Origin of the sequence: Yokenella regensburgei (assembly GCF_003634235.1) — a bacterium.
Classification (GTDB): domain Bacteria; phylum Pseudomonadota; class Gammaproteobacteria; order Enterobacterales; family Enterobacteriaceae; genus Yokenella; species Yokenella regensburgei.
Genome location: NZ_RBIZ01000003.1, coordinates 200,693 through 216,884, shown reverse-complemented (window position 1 = coordinate 216,884; position 16,192 = coordinate 200,693). Strand labels below are relative to the sequence as shown.

15 protein-coding genes and 1 tRNA gene are annotated in these 16,192 nt (G+C 55.9%); 10 read left to right on the top strand and 6 right to left on the bottom strand.

The features are described from left to right. Positions 1-26: 26 nt before the first annotated feature. Positions 27-782 (bottom strand): phospholipid-binding lipoprotein MlaA, encoded by a 756-nt coding sequence (gene mlaA / locus C7387_RS01115; RefSeq protein WP_006821024.1) that lies wholly within the window; start codon positions 780-782, stop codon positions 27-29. Between the two features lie 249 nt (positions 783-1,031). Between mlaA and C7387_RS01110 the strand changes: the two genes are divergently transcribed. Beyond that, positions 1,032-1,106: transfer RNA gene (locus C7387_RS01110), tRNA-Arg, on the top strand. Between the two features lie 90 nt (positions 1,107-1,196). Continuing rightward, a complete protein-coding gene (locus C7387_RS01105) occupies positions 1,197-1,736 on the top strand; it encodes a DUF2058 domain-containing protein (protein WP_006821025.1) in 540 nt (179 codons plus the stop codon). A 25-nt stretch (positions 1,737-1,761) separates the two neighbouring features. Here the strand turns inward: C7387_RS01105 and C7387_RS01100 are convergent, their stop codons facing one another. After that, a complete protein-coding gene (locus tag C7387_RS01100; RefSeq protein WP_120815870.1) occupies positions 1,762-3,300 on the bottom strand; it encodes a sensor domain-containing diguanylate cyclase in 1,539 nt (512 codons plus the stop codon). A 241-nt stretch (positions 3,301-3,541) separates the two neighbouring features. Here C7387_RS01100 and C7387_RS01095 point away from each other — a divergent pair, with 241 nt between their 5' ends. After that, positions 3,542-4,012: a WbuC family cupin fold metalloprotein gene (locus C7387_RS01095; RefSeq protein WP_120815869.1), complete on the top strand. Its 471-nt coding sequence runs from the start codon at positions 3,542-3,544 to the stop codon at positions 4,010-4,012. A gap of 5 nt (positions 4,013-4,017) precedes the next feature. Here the strand turns inward: C7387_RS01095 and cynR are convergent, their stop codons facing one another. After that, positions 4,018-4,887: a transcriptional regulator CynR gene (gene cynR / locus C7387_RS01090; protein WP_120815868.1), complete on the bottom strand. Its 870-nt coding sequence runs from the start codon at positions 4,885-4,887 to the stop codon at positions 4,018-4,020. A 110-nt stretch (positions 4,888-4,997) separates the two neighbouring features. Between cynR and cynT the strand changes: the two genes are divergently transcribed. The 4 genes from cynT to ypdK all read left to right on the top strand — a co-directional run bounded on the left by cynT (position 4,998) and on the right by ypdK (position 7,748). After that, complete coding sequence (gene cynT / locus C7387_RS01085) at positions 4,998-5,657, top strand: carbonic anhydrase CynT (protein WP_120815867.1); 660 nt, start codon at positions 4,998-5,000, stop codon at positions 5,655-5,657. 31 nt (positions 5,658-5,688) lie between these two features. Next, entirely contained in the window at positions 5,689-6,159 is a 471-nt protein-coding gene (gene cynS, locus C7387_RS01080; protein WP_006821031.1) for a cyanase, read from the top strand. 5 nt (positions 6,160-6,164) lie between these two features. Next, positions 6,165-7,346, top strand: coding sequence for a cyanate transporter (locus C7387_RS01075; protein WP_120816707.1), 1,182 nt, complete (start codon positions 6,165-6,167; stop codon positions 7,344-7,346). A gap of 330 nt (positions 7,347-7,676) precedes the next feature. After that, positions 7,677-7,748 carry a membrane protein YpdK gene (gene ypdK, locus C7387_RS01070; RefSeq protein ID WP_010723117.1) on the top strand — a complete coding sequence of 24 codons (72 nt, stop codon included), beginning with the start codon at positions 7,677-7,679 and terminating at the stop codon, positions 7,746-7,748. 54 nt (positions 7,749-7,802) lie between these two features. Here ypdK and alaC read toward each other — a convergent pair whose 3' ends face one another. Further along, positions 7,803-9,041 carry an alanine transaminase gene (alaC, locus tag C7387_RS01065; RefSeq protein WP_120815866.1) on the bottom strand — a complete coding sequence of 413 codons (1,239 nt, stop codon included), beginning with the start codon at positions 9,039-9,041 and terminating at the stop codon, positions 7,803-7,805. Positions 9,042-9,430: 389 nt separating this feature from the next. Here alaC and C7387_RS01060 point away from each other — a divergent pair, with 389 nt between their 5' ends. Together C7387_RS01060 and C7387_RS01055 are read left to right on the top strand one after the other, a co-directional pair. After that, entirely contained in the window at positions 9,431-11,128 is a 1,698-nt protein-coding gene (locus C7387_RS01060) for a sensor histidine kinase (RefSeq protein ID WP_120815865.1), read from the top strand. Between the two features lie 12 nt (positions 11,129-11,140). Then, positions 11,141-11,869: a LytR/AlgR family response regulator transcription factor gene (locus C7387_RS01055; RefSeq protein ID WP_038256199.1), complete on the top strand. Its 729-nt coding sequence runs from the start codon at positions 11,141-11,143 to the stop codon at positions 11,867-11,869. A 16-nt stretch (positions 11,870-11,885) separates the two neighbouring features. Here C7387_RS01055 and glk read toward each other — a convergent pair whose 3' ends face one another. Next, positions 11,886-12,851, bottom strand: a complete 966-nt coding sequence (gene glk, locus C7387_RS01050; protein ID WP_006821036.1) for a glucokinase — start codon at positions 12,849-12,851, stop codon at positions 11,886-11,888. Positions 12,852-13,056: 205 nt separating this feature from the next. Between glk and C7387_RS01045 the strand changes: the two genes are divergently transcribed. Beyond that, positions 13,057-14,289: an ion channel protein gene (locus tag C7387_RS01045; RefSeq protein ID WP_006821037.1), complete on the top strand. Its 1,233-nt coding sequence runs from the start codon at positions 13,057-13,059 to the stop codon at positions 14,287-14,289. Here C7387_RS01045 and C7387_RS01040 read toward each other — a convergent pair whose 3' ends face one another. Then, positions 14,290-15,951, bottom strand: a complete 1,662-nt coding sequence (locus C7387_RS01040; RefSeq protein WP_120815864.1) for an alpha-keto acid decarboxylase family protein — start codon at positions 15,949-15,951, stop codon at positions 14,290-14,292. Between the last annotated feature and the right edge of the window lie 241 nt (positions 15,952-16,192).

The following is a 16,192-nucleotide window of genomic DNA, read 5'->3' as shown; positions in this document are numbered from 1 at the left end:
TTTTCTTTTCTGCTTTCTACACCGTTTTACTGCGAATCGATGTCTTTCAGTTCATCCTGAATCGCCTGCGCGTTCGGGTTTTCCGCCGGTTTCAGCTTACCGCCGCTGGCGATAAAGTCGTGACGCTGGAAGTAGGCTTCACGCACCATGATGTACGGATCGGAAGACTGGCGCAGCAGACCGTCGGAATCGAGCAACTGAGCACGGGTTTCAATCCCTTCAATCGCCCATTTACCGATAGACATAGGCCAGGTCAACCACGACAGCGCCGGGTAGAGGTCATCGACAAAGTCACCGCCTTCATCACGCAGCGTGAAGCTACCGTAGAACGGCAACTGCACGTACGGGCCATAACCTACGCCATAATGCCCTAACGTACTACCGAAGCGGTGCGGTTCAACGCGCTGCAGTTTCTGGTTAGACATGCCAGCAACATCAATCAAACCACCCATCCCGAGAATGGTGTTCAGGAAGAAACGGGTAAAGTGCACCATCCCCTGATACGGATCCCCCTGCAGGAACATGTTGACCATGATGGCAGGCTCTTCCAGGTTACTGGTGAAGTTGCTCAGGCCATTACGCGCTGGCTGCGGCATATAATCACGCCACACAACCGCGACGGGACGCAGAACATACGGATCCACAACGTTAAAGTTGAAGTTGTACATGGTGCGGTTAAAACCCTCAAGCGGGTCTGAACGCCCCTGCTGTTGATCTCCCGAACTGGCGCAACCCACCAGTAAAGCCGCACTCAGCGCAAGCGCCGACAGGCGAAAATTCATAACGGTCTCCCTGATTCGACAGATTAGTGCAAATGCCGTCCCTGACGGAACGCTAATCTGTCACTGTCATCATAGTTTCTTCAATGATTCTATACATATTTTGACATATTCGTATGGCTATTCTTGCCATCACGGCAAATTAAGATTTTGGCTTCAGGTGCAAAAAATGTGCTAACTGACCAGACTTTGAGCACTCAACCGCTTCTGACTTAACCTGAGTCCTTAAAAACGTTATAATCTTTCGGCTTCGTCCCCTTAGTTAAATGGATATAACGAGCCCCTCCTAAGGGCTAGTTGCAGGTTCGATTCCTGCAGGGGACACCATTGGCACCCGTGCCAGCCTTCGGTAAAGCCCCTCTCAGCACTAATTGCGGTATAATCTCGTATACGATTTAACAGGCGTTTGAAACGAAAATGACAAAACTCACACTCCAAGAGCAAATGCTTAAAGCGGGCCTGGTCAGCAGTAAGAAGCTGGACAAAGTGCAACGTTCGTCGAAAAAATCACGAGTGATGGCCCGTGAGGCGAGAGAGGCCGTAGAAGCCAACAAAAAAGCGCAGCTTGAACGTGATAAACAGCTCAGCGAGCAGCAAAAGCAGGCTACGTTGTCGAAAGAGTATCAGGCGCAGATTAAGCAGCTGATTGAGATGAACCGCATTACTCTTACCAAACCTGACATCGGTTTCAATTTTACCGATGGTAGCGTCATCAAAAAGCTGTACGTCGACAAAACCACACAAACGCAGCTCACCAAAGGCCGCCTCGCGATTGCGCGCCTGTCGACCACAAGCGGTGCGGAGAGTGAATACGCCATCATCCCGGCGGTCGTGGCCAGTAAGATTGCCCAGCGCGATGCTAGCTACATCGTCTTTGGCAATGAGCCAGACAAAGACACTCCGGATGAAGACGATCCGTATGCCGATTTCGTAGTGCCAGATGATTTGATGTGGTAATACGCCGCTTCTGCGGCTGGCGAGGTTAACTTAGCTGTTTCAAGCCAGTCGCAATACACACCCGATTTCTTCCCCCCTCTTTTGCCCGGTATAGCGCTCTGTCGGCGCGACCGAGCGCCAGATGTATTCCTTTTGGCGTCTCCAGCTCTTTGTTCGTCATACGGGCAACGCCAAAACTGGCGGTAAATGTGATGAGTTCGCCCTGGGAGTCCACTTTCTGCGCCGAGAAGCTGGCACGAAGGCGCTCTGCCATCTCAAAGGCACCATCCAGTGCGGTATGCGGCATGGCGATAATAAACTCTTCTCCACCAGTCCGAACCACAATATCACTGGCACGGACCTGCGACTGCATCACCCGGGCCGCCTGCCTGAGTACAGCATCACCACCGTGATGACCGAAGGTATCGTTGATCGTTTTGAAATGATCGAGGTCAAGCATGACGACACAAAGCGGCTGTCGGGAACGCAGTGCCAGACTACAAACGCTTAGCGCCCACTCATCCAGCCGACGTCGGTTGGCGAGCCCGGTGAGCGGATCCTGTCGCGATTCATTGATTAACCGCGCGCGCTGCAAAGCATTCGCATGGATATAGTGCAGCAGCAGCCATTGCGTTACGCCGATAACCAACATCCCGAGCGTGGCTCCCAGTAGCTGAAAATACCAGCCATACAGAATATCGCGTTTAGCAATCCCCACGCCCAGCACCCATCTGCCCTGGTTCAGATTGAGGAATGTCCCCATCCGCGAAACTCCGTCGATGGGTGAGACATAATGATGAACCTCCGCAGAATCACTGGCATAGACCAGTAGCTTCGCTAAGCCTGAATCACCACGTTTAAACTCAACGGCGCTGCCTGAACCCAGGCGCGCCAGCTGTGCATCGGTACCGCGATCGAGTACCGCCATCGCACCACCGGGCCCGAGATCAAACCCCTCACGCTGCATTTTGAGGAAATTCGTCGTCAGAGAGTTAACATCAAAGTAGCCGACAGCCCCGCCCAGGTACTCTCCCTGAGCGTTGCGTACTGCGCGATACATGACAAAGCCGACACGTTTCGGATCCGCGCCATGACTCTGCCAGTACATCAGCCGTTCGTTCACTTCGTCGCGGCGAAGCTCCCTGAACAACGGGCTTTGGCGAAAACTTGCCTGCGAGAACGTCACCTGACTTAAGGCCTGGGACAGTGGGAAAAGCGCCCGGCTTGCGACAAAGTCACCCTGCGGGTCAAACACCACCACCGCATCGAGCCACTCCCGTCTTAACTCCTGGCGCAGAAACGCTCCTACGTTATCAATAGTAGCGGTATGGTTAAGCAGCACGGCATTGCCAACGACGCGCATCTGGTAGCGCATGGCATCAAGGCTGGTTTCAAATAGCCGCTTTTCAAGCAACGTGGTATTGCGCAGGATCCTGGCGGTGTTATCCAGGATATAATTACGCTGATACAGAAGGTGGGTCGCCAGCAAGCCGGTTTGTAGAAGAATAAACAGTAGCAGTAACCTTCGCTTTGCTGTCAGACTAAAAGGTTGACGCTCAGTGCCGCTCCCCTCCCCACGTATCATCCACACCCTGCACACCTTAAATACTCATTATCACGGCTGCGAATAGTCACTGCTGTCAACAATATTGTCAAACAAGCAACCAATTGATAATTAATACAGTTTTTTAATAAACAAACAAAACCTCAACCGGGTGACATGCCAGACACATAAAACGCGATTTTCAGTTTCACTCCGGTAAAGATTCCTTCATGATGTGCGGATAAAAATGCGTCCCGAACTTAACGTCAGGCGGTTAACCCCTATGAAACAAATCACATTCAGTGACCTCAAACAGCAGAGCGAAGCGGCGGCGAACGCCCCGCGCCTGCGCGCCCATCGTAACCTTCACCCGGAGCTGAGCGACCCGGTGCAGCGTCTGGCAATTGCCATGGAGCCCGGCACCTATATTCGCCCACATCGTCATCCGCACACCTTCGAGCTGCTGCTGCCGTTGAGCGGCCGCTTTGTGGTGCTGAACTTCGATGAGCAAGGCGTCGTCACGCAGCGTACCGTGTTAGGTGAAGACTCCGCGGCGCTGGAGATGGACGCGGGCACCTGGCACGCGGTGCTGTCGCTGGATAACGGCGGGGTAATTTTTGAAGTGAAGCACGGCGGGTATCAGCCGGTGCCGGAGCAGGACTCCGCCCCGTGGGCACCGGCCGAAGGTCAGGCGGGCACCCATGAGCTGATGGCATGGTATAAAGACGCGCAGCCTGGCGACCGCTGGTCCTGATTCTGTCAGCCTCCCAAAGCCATCCTGACAAATTCTTTCCCGGCCGAGGTCTGCCAGCTATTCTTGCGACGCAACAATACGGCCGTTCTCTCCAGCAGCGGCGGAGAGAGGCGAATGGCGCTGAGCTCGCATTGTTGTGTGGCAATCGCGGCAGGCAGCAGCGTGGAAAGTGATGTACGCCGAATCAGCTCCAGCACAGCGCTGATAGAGTTTGCCTCCATTACCACCTGAGGATGCAGCCCGGCCTGCTCGCAATAGTGATCAATCTGTTCCCTGGTCGCAAATTCGGCGCTGAGGAGAACCAGTTTTTCTTCATTCAGCCGACTCCGCTCCACCTGTTCCTGGCCGGCCAGCGGATGATGCTGTGCGACCACCAGCGCCAGGCTTTCCGTTAGCAACGGAATGGCTTCCAGCTCTGGCGCATGCTGGCTCTCAAAGGCAATGCCCACGTCCAGCTCATCACGGCAAAGCAGCTCCTCCATTCTCTCCTGCGACATCTCCTGCAGCTGAAGCGTAATACCGGGATAAGACGCATAAAAGTCTGCCATTAATGGTCCGATAAAGTAGCTGGTAAAGGTTGGCGTTACTGCGACACGCAGCGAGCCGCGCGTCAGATCGGCAACATCGTGAATAGCGCGTTTCCCGGCTCCCAGCTCCTGCAACGCCCGTGTAGCGTACTGACGCCAGACTTCACCGGCATCCGTCAGGTGAATTGTCCTTCCACTGCGGTCAAACAGCGGTACCCCCAGGCTCTCCTCCAGCTGGCGGATCTGCTGCGAAAGCGCGGGTTGGGAGACGTGTAGTGCGCTCGCCGCACGCGTAAAGCTGCCATGTTCTGCCACGGCAAGAAAGTAGTTGATATGTCGAAACAGCATTGGCGAACCTATAAGTAAATGCAATAGAACTCATCATAAATGAGTCTTTTACCTTATAGCAACGGACGAGTAGTCTGCTCCTCATTGCAAAGCCAACCAGAGGATTAGCGGTGAAAGAGATTATTGACGGTTTCCTTAAATTCCAGCGCGAAGCATTTCCTGAGCGCGAAGCGTTGTTTAAACAGCTGGCGACGCAGCAGAGCCCGCGCACCCTGTTTATCTCCTGCTCCGACAGCCGGCTGGTGCCAGAGCTGGTCACGCAGCGCGAACCCGGAGATCTGTTTGTGATCCGCAACGCCGGTAACATCGTCCCCTCTTATGGGCCAGAGCCCGGCGGGGTTTCTGCCTCAGTGGAATACGCCGTCGCAGCGCTTCGTGTGTCAGACATTGTGATATGTGGTCATTCTAACTGTGGTGCAATGACCGCGATTGCCAGCTGCCAGTGCCTGGACCATATGCCCGCCGTTTCCCACTGGCTACGCTATGCTGATTCCGCCCGCGTAGTGAATGAGGCGCGTCCACATACCGATTTACCTTCCAAAGCCGCAGCAATGGTGCGCGAAAACGTGATTGCCCAGCTGGCCAATCTGCAAACTCATCCGTCGGTGCGGCTGGCGCTGGAAGAAGGACGTATCGCGCTGCACGGCTGGGTTTACGACATAGAAAGCGGCAGCATTGCTGCCTTTGACGGCGCGACACGTCAGTTTGTGCCGCTTGCTTCCCATCCCGGCGTGTGTGCGGTGCCCCTGCGCCAGCAAACCGCGGCTTAACCTTACATTTTCATCCATCAGGAGATTCACCATGATTCAGTCCCAAATTAACCGCAATATTCGTCTGAACCTTGCCGATGCCATTCTGCTCAGCAAAGCGAAAAAAGATCTCTCATTTGCCCAGATTGCCGACGGCACCGGCCTTGCAGAAGCCTTCGTTACCGCTGCCCTGCTTGGCCAGCAGGCGCTGCCTGCTGAAGCCGCCCGCCTGGTTGGCGCGAAGCTGGATCTCGATGAAGAGGCCATTCTGCTGCTGCAGAGCATTCCACTGCGTGGCTGCATTGAAGACCGTGTCCCGACGGACCCAACGATGTACCGTTTCTACGAAATGCTGCAGGTGTATGGCACGACTCTGAAAGCGCTGGTTCATGAGAAGTTCGGCGACGGCATCATCAGCGCCATCAACTTCAAGCTCGATGTGAAGAAAGTCGCCGATCCGGAGGGTGGCGAGCGTGCAGTCATCACTCTCGACGGCAAATACCTGCCAACTAAACCGTTCTGATGGCGATGAGCTACCGTCAAAAAACGGGCCTGATGCTGCTGGTCCTGGTGCTGATTGGCCTCAACATGCGACCGCTGCTGACCTCCGTCGGGCCCCTGCTACCGCAGCTGCGTCAGGCGAGTGGGATGAGCTTTACCGTGGCTGCCCTGCTGACCGCCCTGCCGGTGGTCGCCATGGGCGGGCTGGCGCTCGCCGGAAGCTGGATCCATCGGCACGTCAGCGAGCGGCGCAGCGTGGCCTTTAGCCTGTTGCTGATTGCCGCTGGTGCATTGATGCGTGAGCTCTTCCCCCAAAGTGCGCTGCTGCTTGGCAGCGCACTGCTCGGTGGGATCGGGATCGGCATTATTCAGGCCGTCATGCCTTCGGTCATTAAGCGGCTGTTTCACCACCGTACACCGGTGGTGATGGGGCTGTGGTCGGCAGCGCTGATGGGCGGCGGCGGCCTCGGTGCCGCATTGACGCCCTGGCTTGCCCGGCACAGCGAGGTCTGGCACCGTTCACTTGCCTGGTGGGCACTGCCTGCGATTATCGCCCTCTTCGGCTGGTGGTTACAGAGCCGCCGTCTGCCCCCCTCGGGACACAACACCGCCACCACCTCGCTTCGTATCCCACTGACCCCCCGCGCCTGGACGCTTGGCCTTTACTTCGGCCTGATTAACGGCGGATACGCCAGCCTCATTGCCTGGCTGCCCGCCTACTATATGGAGAGCGGATCCAGCGCGCAGTACAGCGGTTCTCTGCTCGCCCTGATGACGCTTGGACAAACCGCCGGTGCCTTGCTGATGCCGGCCATGGCCCGCCATCAGGACAGACGCAAACTACTGATGCTGGCGCTGGCATTACAGCTGGCAGGTTTTTGCGGTTTTATCTGGCTCCCGTTACAGGCTCCGGTGCTGTGGGCAATGGTGTGTGGATTTGGCCTGGGCGGCGCTTTTCCGCTGTGTCTGGTGCTGGCGCTCGACCACTCTCCACAACCCGCTATTGCTGGCAGGCTGGTCGCGTTTATGCAGGGGATAGGTTTTATTCTCGCCGGGCTCTCACCCTGGCTCTCCGGTGTTTTGCGCGGCGTCAGCGGAAACTATGTTGTGGACTGGACGTTTCACGCGTTATGCGTCATCGGACTGATGCTATTAACCCTGCGTTTTGCACCCGCACGTTTTCCGAAGCAATGGACAGAAGAGGCCTGATTCAGGCCTCTGAATTACCCACAAAATCAATAAGGTAAAGGCCCGGTTTTTTCGCGCCGCGAAACGTCGCTCGATTGAAATATATTACCAGATGAAATTAAACTGTCGCCTAATCCCGACACTCGTAAGTTACTAAAAGTAAATAAGAAAATCCCGCTTGCAGCCCCCCATTTTTAGGCGTACATTACGCCCGTCTGGAGCGATAACGCACAGAATTCTGAGGTGATGCCAACGCGAAATCCGGCTGATTTTTTATTCGGTTTCAGGCGGGGGTCAGCTCTCTACAATCAGTACCTTAGGCGTAGCCATCCCTACGCGGAGTGATGAGTCGTGAAATACTTCTTTATGGGCATCTCTTTTATGGTCATCGTGTGGGCCGGTACTTTTGCCCTGATGATCTAGACCGGGTAACAAGCCAGAAAAAAAACAGGAGCCATTTGGCTCCTGTTTGTGTTTTTACTCACCGCTTTCGGCTGACGTTTTCGCCGGGGCGGGTAGCAGTCCATCGGCACGGAACATTGCTTTAATCCCCCTGACGGCCTGTCGAATACGATCGCGGTTCTCAATTAGCGCAAAACGCACATGGGTGTCGCCATAATCACCGAAACCAATCCCCGGTGAAACGCAGACTTTGGCATCCTGCAGCAGCTTTTTCGCAAACTCAAGCGACCCCATTGCCGCGTATGGCTCCGGAATTTTTGCCCACACGTACATCGACGCTTTCGGCATTTCTACCATCCATCCGGCTTCATGCAGCCCTTTTACCAGCACGTCGCGGCGCCGTTTATACTGCTCGGCAATATCGCGAACGCACTGCTGGTCACCTTCCAGTGCGGCAATAGCCGCCACCTGCAGTGGCGTGAACGTGCCGTAGTCGTGGTAGCTTTTAATACGCGCCAGGGCGTTAACCAGCACCGGGTTACCCACCATAAAGCCGATGCGCCAGCCGGCCATGTTGTAGCTTTTAGACAGGGTAAAGAATTCGACCGCAACGTCACGGGCGCCGGGCACCTGCATAATGGAAGGGGCTTTCCAGCCGTCGTAGACGATATCGGCATACGCCAGGTCATGCACCACCAGCACGTCGTAGCGTTTCGCCAGCGCGACCACTTTTTCGAAGAATTCGAGCTCGACGCACTGCGCCGTCGGATTTGACGGGAAGCCGAGGATCATCATTTTTGGCTTCGGGTAGCTCTCGCGAATGGCGCGTTCCAGTTCATTAAAGAAATCGACGCCCTCCACCAGCGGCACCGAGCGCACCTGCGCCCCGGCTATCACCGCACCGTAGATGTGGATCGGATAACTCGGGTTTGGCACCAGCACCGTATCACCGTGATCGAGGGTCGCGAGCATTAAGTGCGCCAGCCCCTCTTTCGAACCGATGGTGACGATAGCTTCCGTCTCCGGATCTATCTCGACGTCATAGCGATCCTGATACCAGCGCGAAATTGCCCGACGCAGACGCGGAATACCGCGTGAGGTGGAATAGCCGTGAGTATCCGGGCGCTGGGCGACAGTGCAGAGCTTCTCCACGATGTGCGGCGGCGTGGCGCCGTCCGGGTTGCCCATGCTGAAATCGATAATATCTTCGCCGCGCCGACGCGCAGCCATTTTCAGCTCAGCCGTAATATTGAAAACATAAGGGGGAAGACGATCGATACGCGTAAAACGGCGTTCAGGACTGAAGTCAGCCATAGATTCCTCGGAGTAACGTTAGCGCCCGGACCGTCCGAGCGACGCTGCCGCGCATGCGGCATACTCCAGAATTAGCGCAAAAACCTCACGCTGTCGAGAGGGAAAACAAAAAAAAGTTATACGACATGAAAAGAGGAACAGCAGGAAGTGAATGCGGAAAAACGATTCCCCGTATTACCCTAATTAAAAACTCTCTTTAACACATAAGCATCAATTGCATTACCAGCAGGATTCATCTGAGAGATGTGATTGGCGTTATAACAGTAAGGCTTTGCATAATCCCCTTTTAAAAACGTGGTTTTTCCGGTTTATACCAAAGAGGTGATTGCTGGTCATCCGGCGGCGGGTTCCTTATCATAATACTTTCATACGACTTCTACGGCTTTCTCATGCACGAAATTTTTACCATGCTGCTGGCGGTTTTCGATCGTGCGGCACTGATGCTTATCTGTCTGTTTTTCCTGATCCGCATCCGCCTGTTCCGCGAACTGCTGCACAAATCGGCGCACACCCCCAAAGAGCTGCTGGCGGTGACCGCCATTTTCTCCATGTTCGCGCTGTTCAGCACCTGGTCCGGCGTGCCGGTAGAAGGCTCGCTGGTCAACGTGCGCGTGATTGCCGTCATGTCAGGTGGGATCCTCTTCGGCCCGTGGGTGGGGATAATTACCGGCCTGATTGCCGGGGTGCACCGCTATCTGATAGATATCGGTGGCGTAACCGCCGTGCCCTGTCTTATCACCAGCATTATCGCCGGTATTCTTTCCGGCTGGATCCATCTTCGCATTCCGAAAGCGCAGCACTGGCGGGTAGGCATTCTCGCCGGGATGTTGTGCGAAACGCTGACCATGATTCTGGTGGTGCTCTGGGCGCCCACCTATGCGCTGGGCCTCGATATTGTCTCTAAAATCGGTATTCCGATGATCTTCGGCAGCGTCTGTATCGGTTTTATCGTGCTTCTGGTGCGAAGCGTCGAGGGCGAGAAAGAAGCGAGTGCTGCCCGTCAGGCCAAGCTGGCGCTGGATATTGCTAACAAAACCCTGCCGCTGTTTCGCCATGTCGACAGCGAATCACTGCGCAAGGTTTGCGATATTATCCGCCGGGATATACACGCCGACGCCGTCGCCATCACCAATACCGAACACGTACTGGCCTACGTAGGCGTCGGGGAAGACAACTACCGTAACCGCGACGACTTTGTCAGCCCGACCACCCGACAGTCGATCAACTACGGAAAAATCATCATTAAAAACAATGATGAAGCCCACCGCACGCCGGAGATCCACTCGATGCTGGTGATCCCACTGTGGGAGAAAGGCGTCGTGACCGGGACGCTTAAAATCTACTACTGCCACGCCCATCAGATAACCTCCTCCCTGCAGGAGATGGCGGTCGGGCTGTCGCAAATTATCTCTACCCAGCTTGAAGTATCCCGCGCCGAGCAGCTGCGTGAAATGGCAAATAAGGCAGAGCTTCGCGCACTACAGAGCAAGATAAATCCTCATTTCCTGTTTAACGCCCTGAACGCTATCTCTTCTTCGATTCGCCTGAATCCGGACACCGCCCGGCAGCTGATTTTCAATCTGTCGCGCTATCTGCGCTATAACATCGAGCTTAATGACGATGAGCAGATTGATATCAAGAAAGAGCTGTACCAGATTAAGGATTATATCGCCATCGAACAGGCGCGATTTGGCGATAAACTGACGGTAATTTACGACATTGATGATGAGATAAGCTGCGTGATCCCAAGCCTGCTCATCCAGCCGCTGGTAGAAAACGCCATCGTACACGGCATACAGCCGTGCAAGGGCAAAGGGGTCGTGACGATAAGCGTCGCGGAGTGTGGTCATCGGGTGCGCATCAGCGTGCGCGACACCGGTCATGGCATTGACCCGAAAGTGATTGAGCGGGTAAACGCTAATGAAATGCCCGGTAACAAAATTGGCCTGCTCAACGTTCACCACCGGGTGAAACTGCTGTATGGAGAAGGGCTGCACCTCCGCCGCCTTGAGCCCGGCACCGAAATCGCCTTTTATGTGCCTGACCAGCGTACCCCGGTTACCGCACCGGCATCGCTGTTACCCTGATCTGGAGTTCAGATGAAAGTTATTATTGTTGAAGATGAATTCCTGGCCCAGCAGGAGCTGACCTGGCTTATTAAAGCGCACAGTCAGATGGACATTGTCGGTACTTTTGACGATGGCCTCGACGTGCTGAAGTTCCTGCAGCACAACAAAGTCGACGCTATTTTTCTCGACATCAATATCCCGTCGCTGGATGGCGTATTGCTGGCGCAGAACATCAGCCAGTTTGCCCATAAGCCGTTCATTGTGTTTATTACCGCATGGAAAGAGCATGCGGTAGAAGCGTTCGAGCTGGAGGCGTTTGACTATATTCTCAAGCCATACCAGGAATCGCGCATCATTACCATGCTGCAAAAGCTGGAGAGCGCCTGGCAGCAGCAAGCGGGTGCCAGCGGCGGTAGCGTAACGCGTGAGAATGACACCATTAACCTGGTCAAAGATGAGCGGATTATCGTCACCAGCATCAACGATATCTATTATGCGGAAGCGCATGAGAAGATGACCTTCGTCTACACCCGGCGCGAATCCTACGTGATGTCGATGAACATCACCGAGTTTTGCAGCCGCCTGCCGCCCTCACACTTCTTCCGCTGCCATCGCTCATACTGCGTGAATCTGAATAAGATCCGCGAAATAGAACCCTGGTTCAACAACACCTATATTCTGCGGCTGCGCGATCTGGATTTTCAGGTACCGGTCAGCCGCAGTAAGGTGAAAGAGTTCCGCCAGCTAATGCACCTGTAGGCGCGCAGCCGAAAGATTAAAGGATCTGCCCCAGCGTCTGACGCAGATGCGCACCGGAGCCCAGCAGTCCTGGGTTGTCATGAACGATGAGATACACCGGAATATCCTGCACATAGGCTTTGAAGCGCCCTTTGTCTTCAAAGCCGCCGCGGAATCCTGAAGCTTTAAAGAACTCAAGGAAGCGCGGCACGATACCACCGGCGATATATACACCGCCGAAAGTCCCCAGCGTCAGCGCCAGGTTACCGCCAAAGCGGCCCATGATGACGCAAAACAGCGACAGCGCACGGCGACAGTCAATGCAGGTATCAGCCAGCGCGCGTTCGGTAATGTCTTTAGGCTGCAGGTTTTCCGGCAAACGCCCGTCAGATTTCACCACCGCACGGTACAGGTTAATCAGGCCCGGACCCGAAAGAACACGCTCGGCAGAGACGTGACCCAGCTCGCTGCGTAGCGCGTCGAGAATAATCGCCTCTTCTTCGCTGTTCGGCGCGAAGTCGACGTGGCCGCCCTCACCCGGCAGGCTCACCCAACGTTTATCAACATGCACCAGATGCGCCACGCCAAGACCGGTTCCGGCGCCGTAGACCGCCACCGGTTTACCCTCAACCGGCTCAGCGCCGCCGAACTGGATCAAATGCTCTTTTTTCAGCATCGGGATAGCCATGGAAACCGCAGTGAAATCATTGATGATTTCGAGATGCGTAAAGCCGAGGTTTTGCTTCATTTCCGCAATGGAGAAGGCCCAGGTATGGTTGGTCATTGCCACCCAGTCACCGGTAATTGGGCATGCAATGGCGATACACCCGGCATCAACCGCAACCCCAACCTCTTTCAGGTAAACCTGAACCACCGCCTCAAGGCTCGGGTAGTCCAGCCCGGACCAGGTTTTCTCCTGTGAGATTTCGCCACTGGCAAGATTACACAGCGCCAGTCGTGCGTTGGTACCGCCGACGTCCCCTACTAACGCAAACTTTGTCATTCTGTTACGGCTCCGCTAAAGTCAGAATTACTTATTTGGCACACTGTAAATTCATGAGGCGGTAACAACAACGCCCGTGGCGCTGATGGCCCAGGATTATCGATCTGCGTCACAGATTAAGTTTATCGTTTCAGCACCATTTGCACTGACGAGCAAAATGAAGAAGTGCAAAGTAGCGTGCGCCCGTTGATACAAGGAAATCACCATGCTGCACCCGCGAGCCCGCGCGATGTTGCTTCTCTCTGTGCCAGCCCTGATTATTGGCATCGCCTCCAGCCTGATTCTGGTGGCGGTGATGAAGATAGCTGCTGTTCTGCAAAATCTGCTCTGGAGTACGCTTCCGGCGAGTCTCGGCGTTAGCCTGGGCTCTAACGCGTGGGTCATGCTGATACTGACCCTGACCGGCGTCGCGGTGGGGCTCGTTATCCGCTTCAGTCCTGGCCATGCTGGCCCCGATCCGGCCACCGAGCCGTTAATTGGTGCCCCGGTCGCCACCAGCGCCTTACCGGGGCTAATTATCGCACTGATTCTGGGCCTTGCCGGCGGCGTTAGCCTTGGCCCGGAGCACCCGATCATGGCGGTGAATATCGCGCTTGCGGTCGCACTCGGGGCGCGCCTGTTCCCCCGGGTCGGCTCCCTCGACTGGACCATTCTCGCCGCCGCGGGCACTATCGGCGCGCTGTTCGGCACCCCTGTCGCCGCCGCGCTGATTTTCTCCCAGACCCTCAGCAGCAGTAGCGATGTGCCGCTCTGGGATCGTCTGTTTGCCCCCCTGCTGGCCGCTGCCGCTGGGGCGCTCACCACCAGCCTGTTCTTTCACCCGCACTTTTCGCTGCCGATTGCCCATTATGGCGAGATGCGGCTGACGGATATCTTTAGCGGCGCCGTCGTTGCGGCGATTGCGATTGCCGTCGGGATGGTTGGCGTCTGGTGTCTGCCGCGCCTGCATGCCCTGCTGCACCGACTGAAAAGCCCGGTACTCACTCTCGCAGCGGGCGGTTTCCTGCTTGGGCTACTTGGGGTGACGGGCGGGCATATTTCGCTGTTTAAAGGCCTTGATGAGATGCAGCAACTGGCCACCAGCCAGACGCTGGGTGCCGGGGACTTTATGCTGATTGCGCTGGTGAAACTGGCGGCGTTGGTGATTGCTTCCGCCAGTGGTTTTCGGGGTGGGCGTATTTTTCCGGCGGTGTTCGTCGCCGTCGCGCTGGGGCTGATGCTGCATGCCCACGTGGAGGCCGTTCCGGCAGCCATTACCGTTTCCTGTGCCATTCTCGGGCTGGTGCTGGTCGTCACTCGCGACGGCTGGCTGAGCCTGTTTATGGCGGCCGTCGTGGTACCTGACAGCACGCTGGTGCCGCTCCTGTGCATCGTGATGCTGCCAGCCTGGCTGCTGCTGGCAGGCAAACCGATGATGATGGCGCGGCACCGCGATTAATCACCCGTTGCTGTTACGAGCCTCGAGCGATTGGGTGACCACCCGTAAAAAGTGTGGGATGTCCTGACGCGGAAGCACCACTTCCACCAGCGTCAGGCTGTCGCTTTCGGTGCAGCGGTTAAGCACCTCCTTCAGCTGTGCTGCCTGCGTTACCCGCCAGCACTGCGCCTTGCTGTCCGGGCGGAATACCTGCGGCAGCATCGTCCAGTCCCACAGTGCGATATCGTTGTAGCGCTCTTCCGGGCCGTGGATCGCACGTTCCACCGTGTAGCCCTCGTTATTGAGCAGCAAAATTAGCGGGCGCTGATTATCACGCAGCATGGAGCTCATCTCCTGAATGGTGAGCTGCGCCGCGCCGTCACCGACAATCAGCACTACCCGTCTGTCGGGTGCGGCAGTTTGTGCACCAAACGCCGCCGGAAGGGTGAAACCAATCGAGCCCCACAGCGGTTGCGCAATCAGCATGACGTCCGCCGGGAATTTGACCGCCGCAACGCCAAAGGCCGCCGTTCCCTGATCCGCCAGCACGATATCCCCCGGCCGCAGGCTGTCCTGTAGCGTGCTCCAGAAATTACTTTGCGTGAGCGCGCCCAGATCTTCATCGTGAACCGGACAACAACACGAGCGGGGCGGCGACCACTCCGGTGCAAGCGGTGTTGCGACCTCAATCAGCGTCATTAGTGCATGACGAATCGGGATCCGGCTAAACCAGACCTTCCCTACGCGGGCGGCAAACGGCTGTAGCTCGATGGTTTTTTCAATTTCAAGATGCTGGGTAAACCCGGCGGTAATGGTATCGGTGAAACGGGTACCCACGCAGATAGTAGTATCAGCGCCTTCAATCGCCTCTCGGGTATGTTCGTCGCTGGCGATGCCGCTGTAGGTGCCCACAAACCCCGGGTGCTGCTCATTGAACAACCCTTTGCCCATCAGCATCGAAGCATGTGCCAGCGGCTGGGTTTCTACCCACTCACGCAGCATCTGTTGTAGCCCATAGCGATGGGCGAGAAAGTCCGCCAGTAGTGCCACATGATGGCTGTTGCGCAGCATCAACGCTGCCTGTTCACGAAACGCCGCTAGCGCATTTTCATCCACCGTTGCGGCATCCGCCACCAGCTTTTCTGACGGCGGCGTCGCTGGTGCTTTTGCCACATCGGCCGGCAGCATCAGGTACGCCGGGCGCCGGTGCGCCATCATCTCGGACAGCACGCGGTCGATCTCATGACAGGCGTTACCCACCGTCAGGTGCGCCTGGGCGCAGGTGACCTGTTCGCTCATCAGATAGAAGTGGTTAAAATTGCCGTCGCCTAAGGTGTGGTGCAGCAGTTCACCGCGCTGCTGTGCGCTGGTGCGCGGCGCACCGACGATATGTAACACCGGGACGTATTCCGCAAAGCTGCCCGCCGTTCCGTTAATCGCGCTGAGTTCTCCTACGCCGTAAGTGGTTAACAAGGCTCCTGCCCCTTTCACGCGTCCATAACCATCTGCCGCATAGGCGGCGTTCAGTTCATTGGCACAGCCAACCCAGCGGACTGAATCGTGGGCGATAACATGATCGAGAAACTGCAGGTTGTAATCACCAGGAACGCCAAAGAGACTCTCGATGCCGAGAGAAGCGAGGCGGTCCAGCAGGTAATCACCGATGGTGTATGTCTGTTGCATGGCCTTGTTCCTTCCCCTGTACAGTTAATTGTGAGTATTGAAGAAGGCTGATGACTTTCCAGAACGCGCCGTAAAATGGCAGTGGAAAGCAAATTGTACAGAATGGCCGGGTGTAACTTCACGTGAACAAAAAAAGAACTGTTTTAGCAAAAAGTGCTGCCAGAACATGTTTCAGAGTGTTGCCGATGATTCGGGGGTTTACCTCCACGTAATATTGCGCTAACAAGCCGCTTACGGCTCC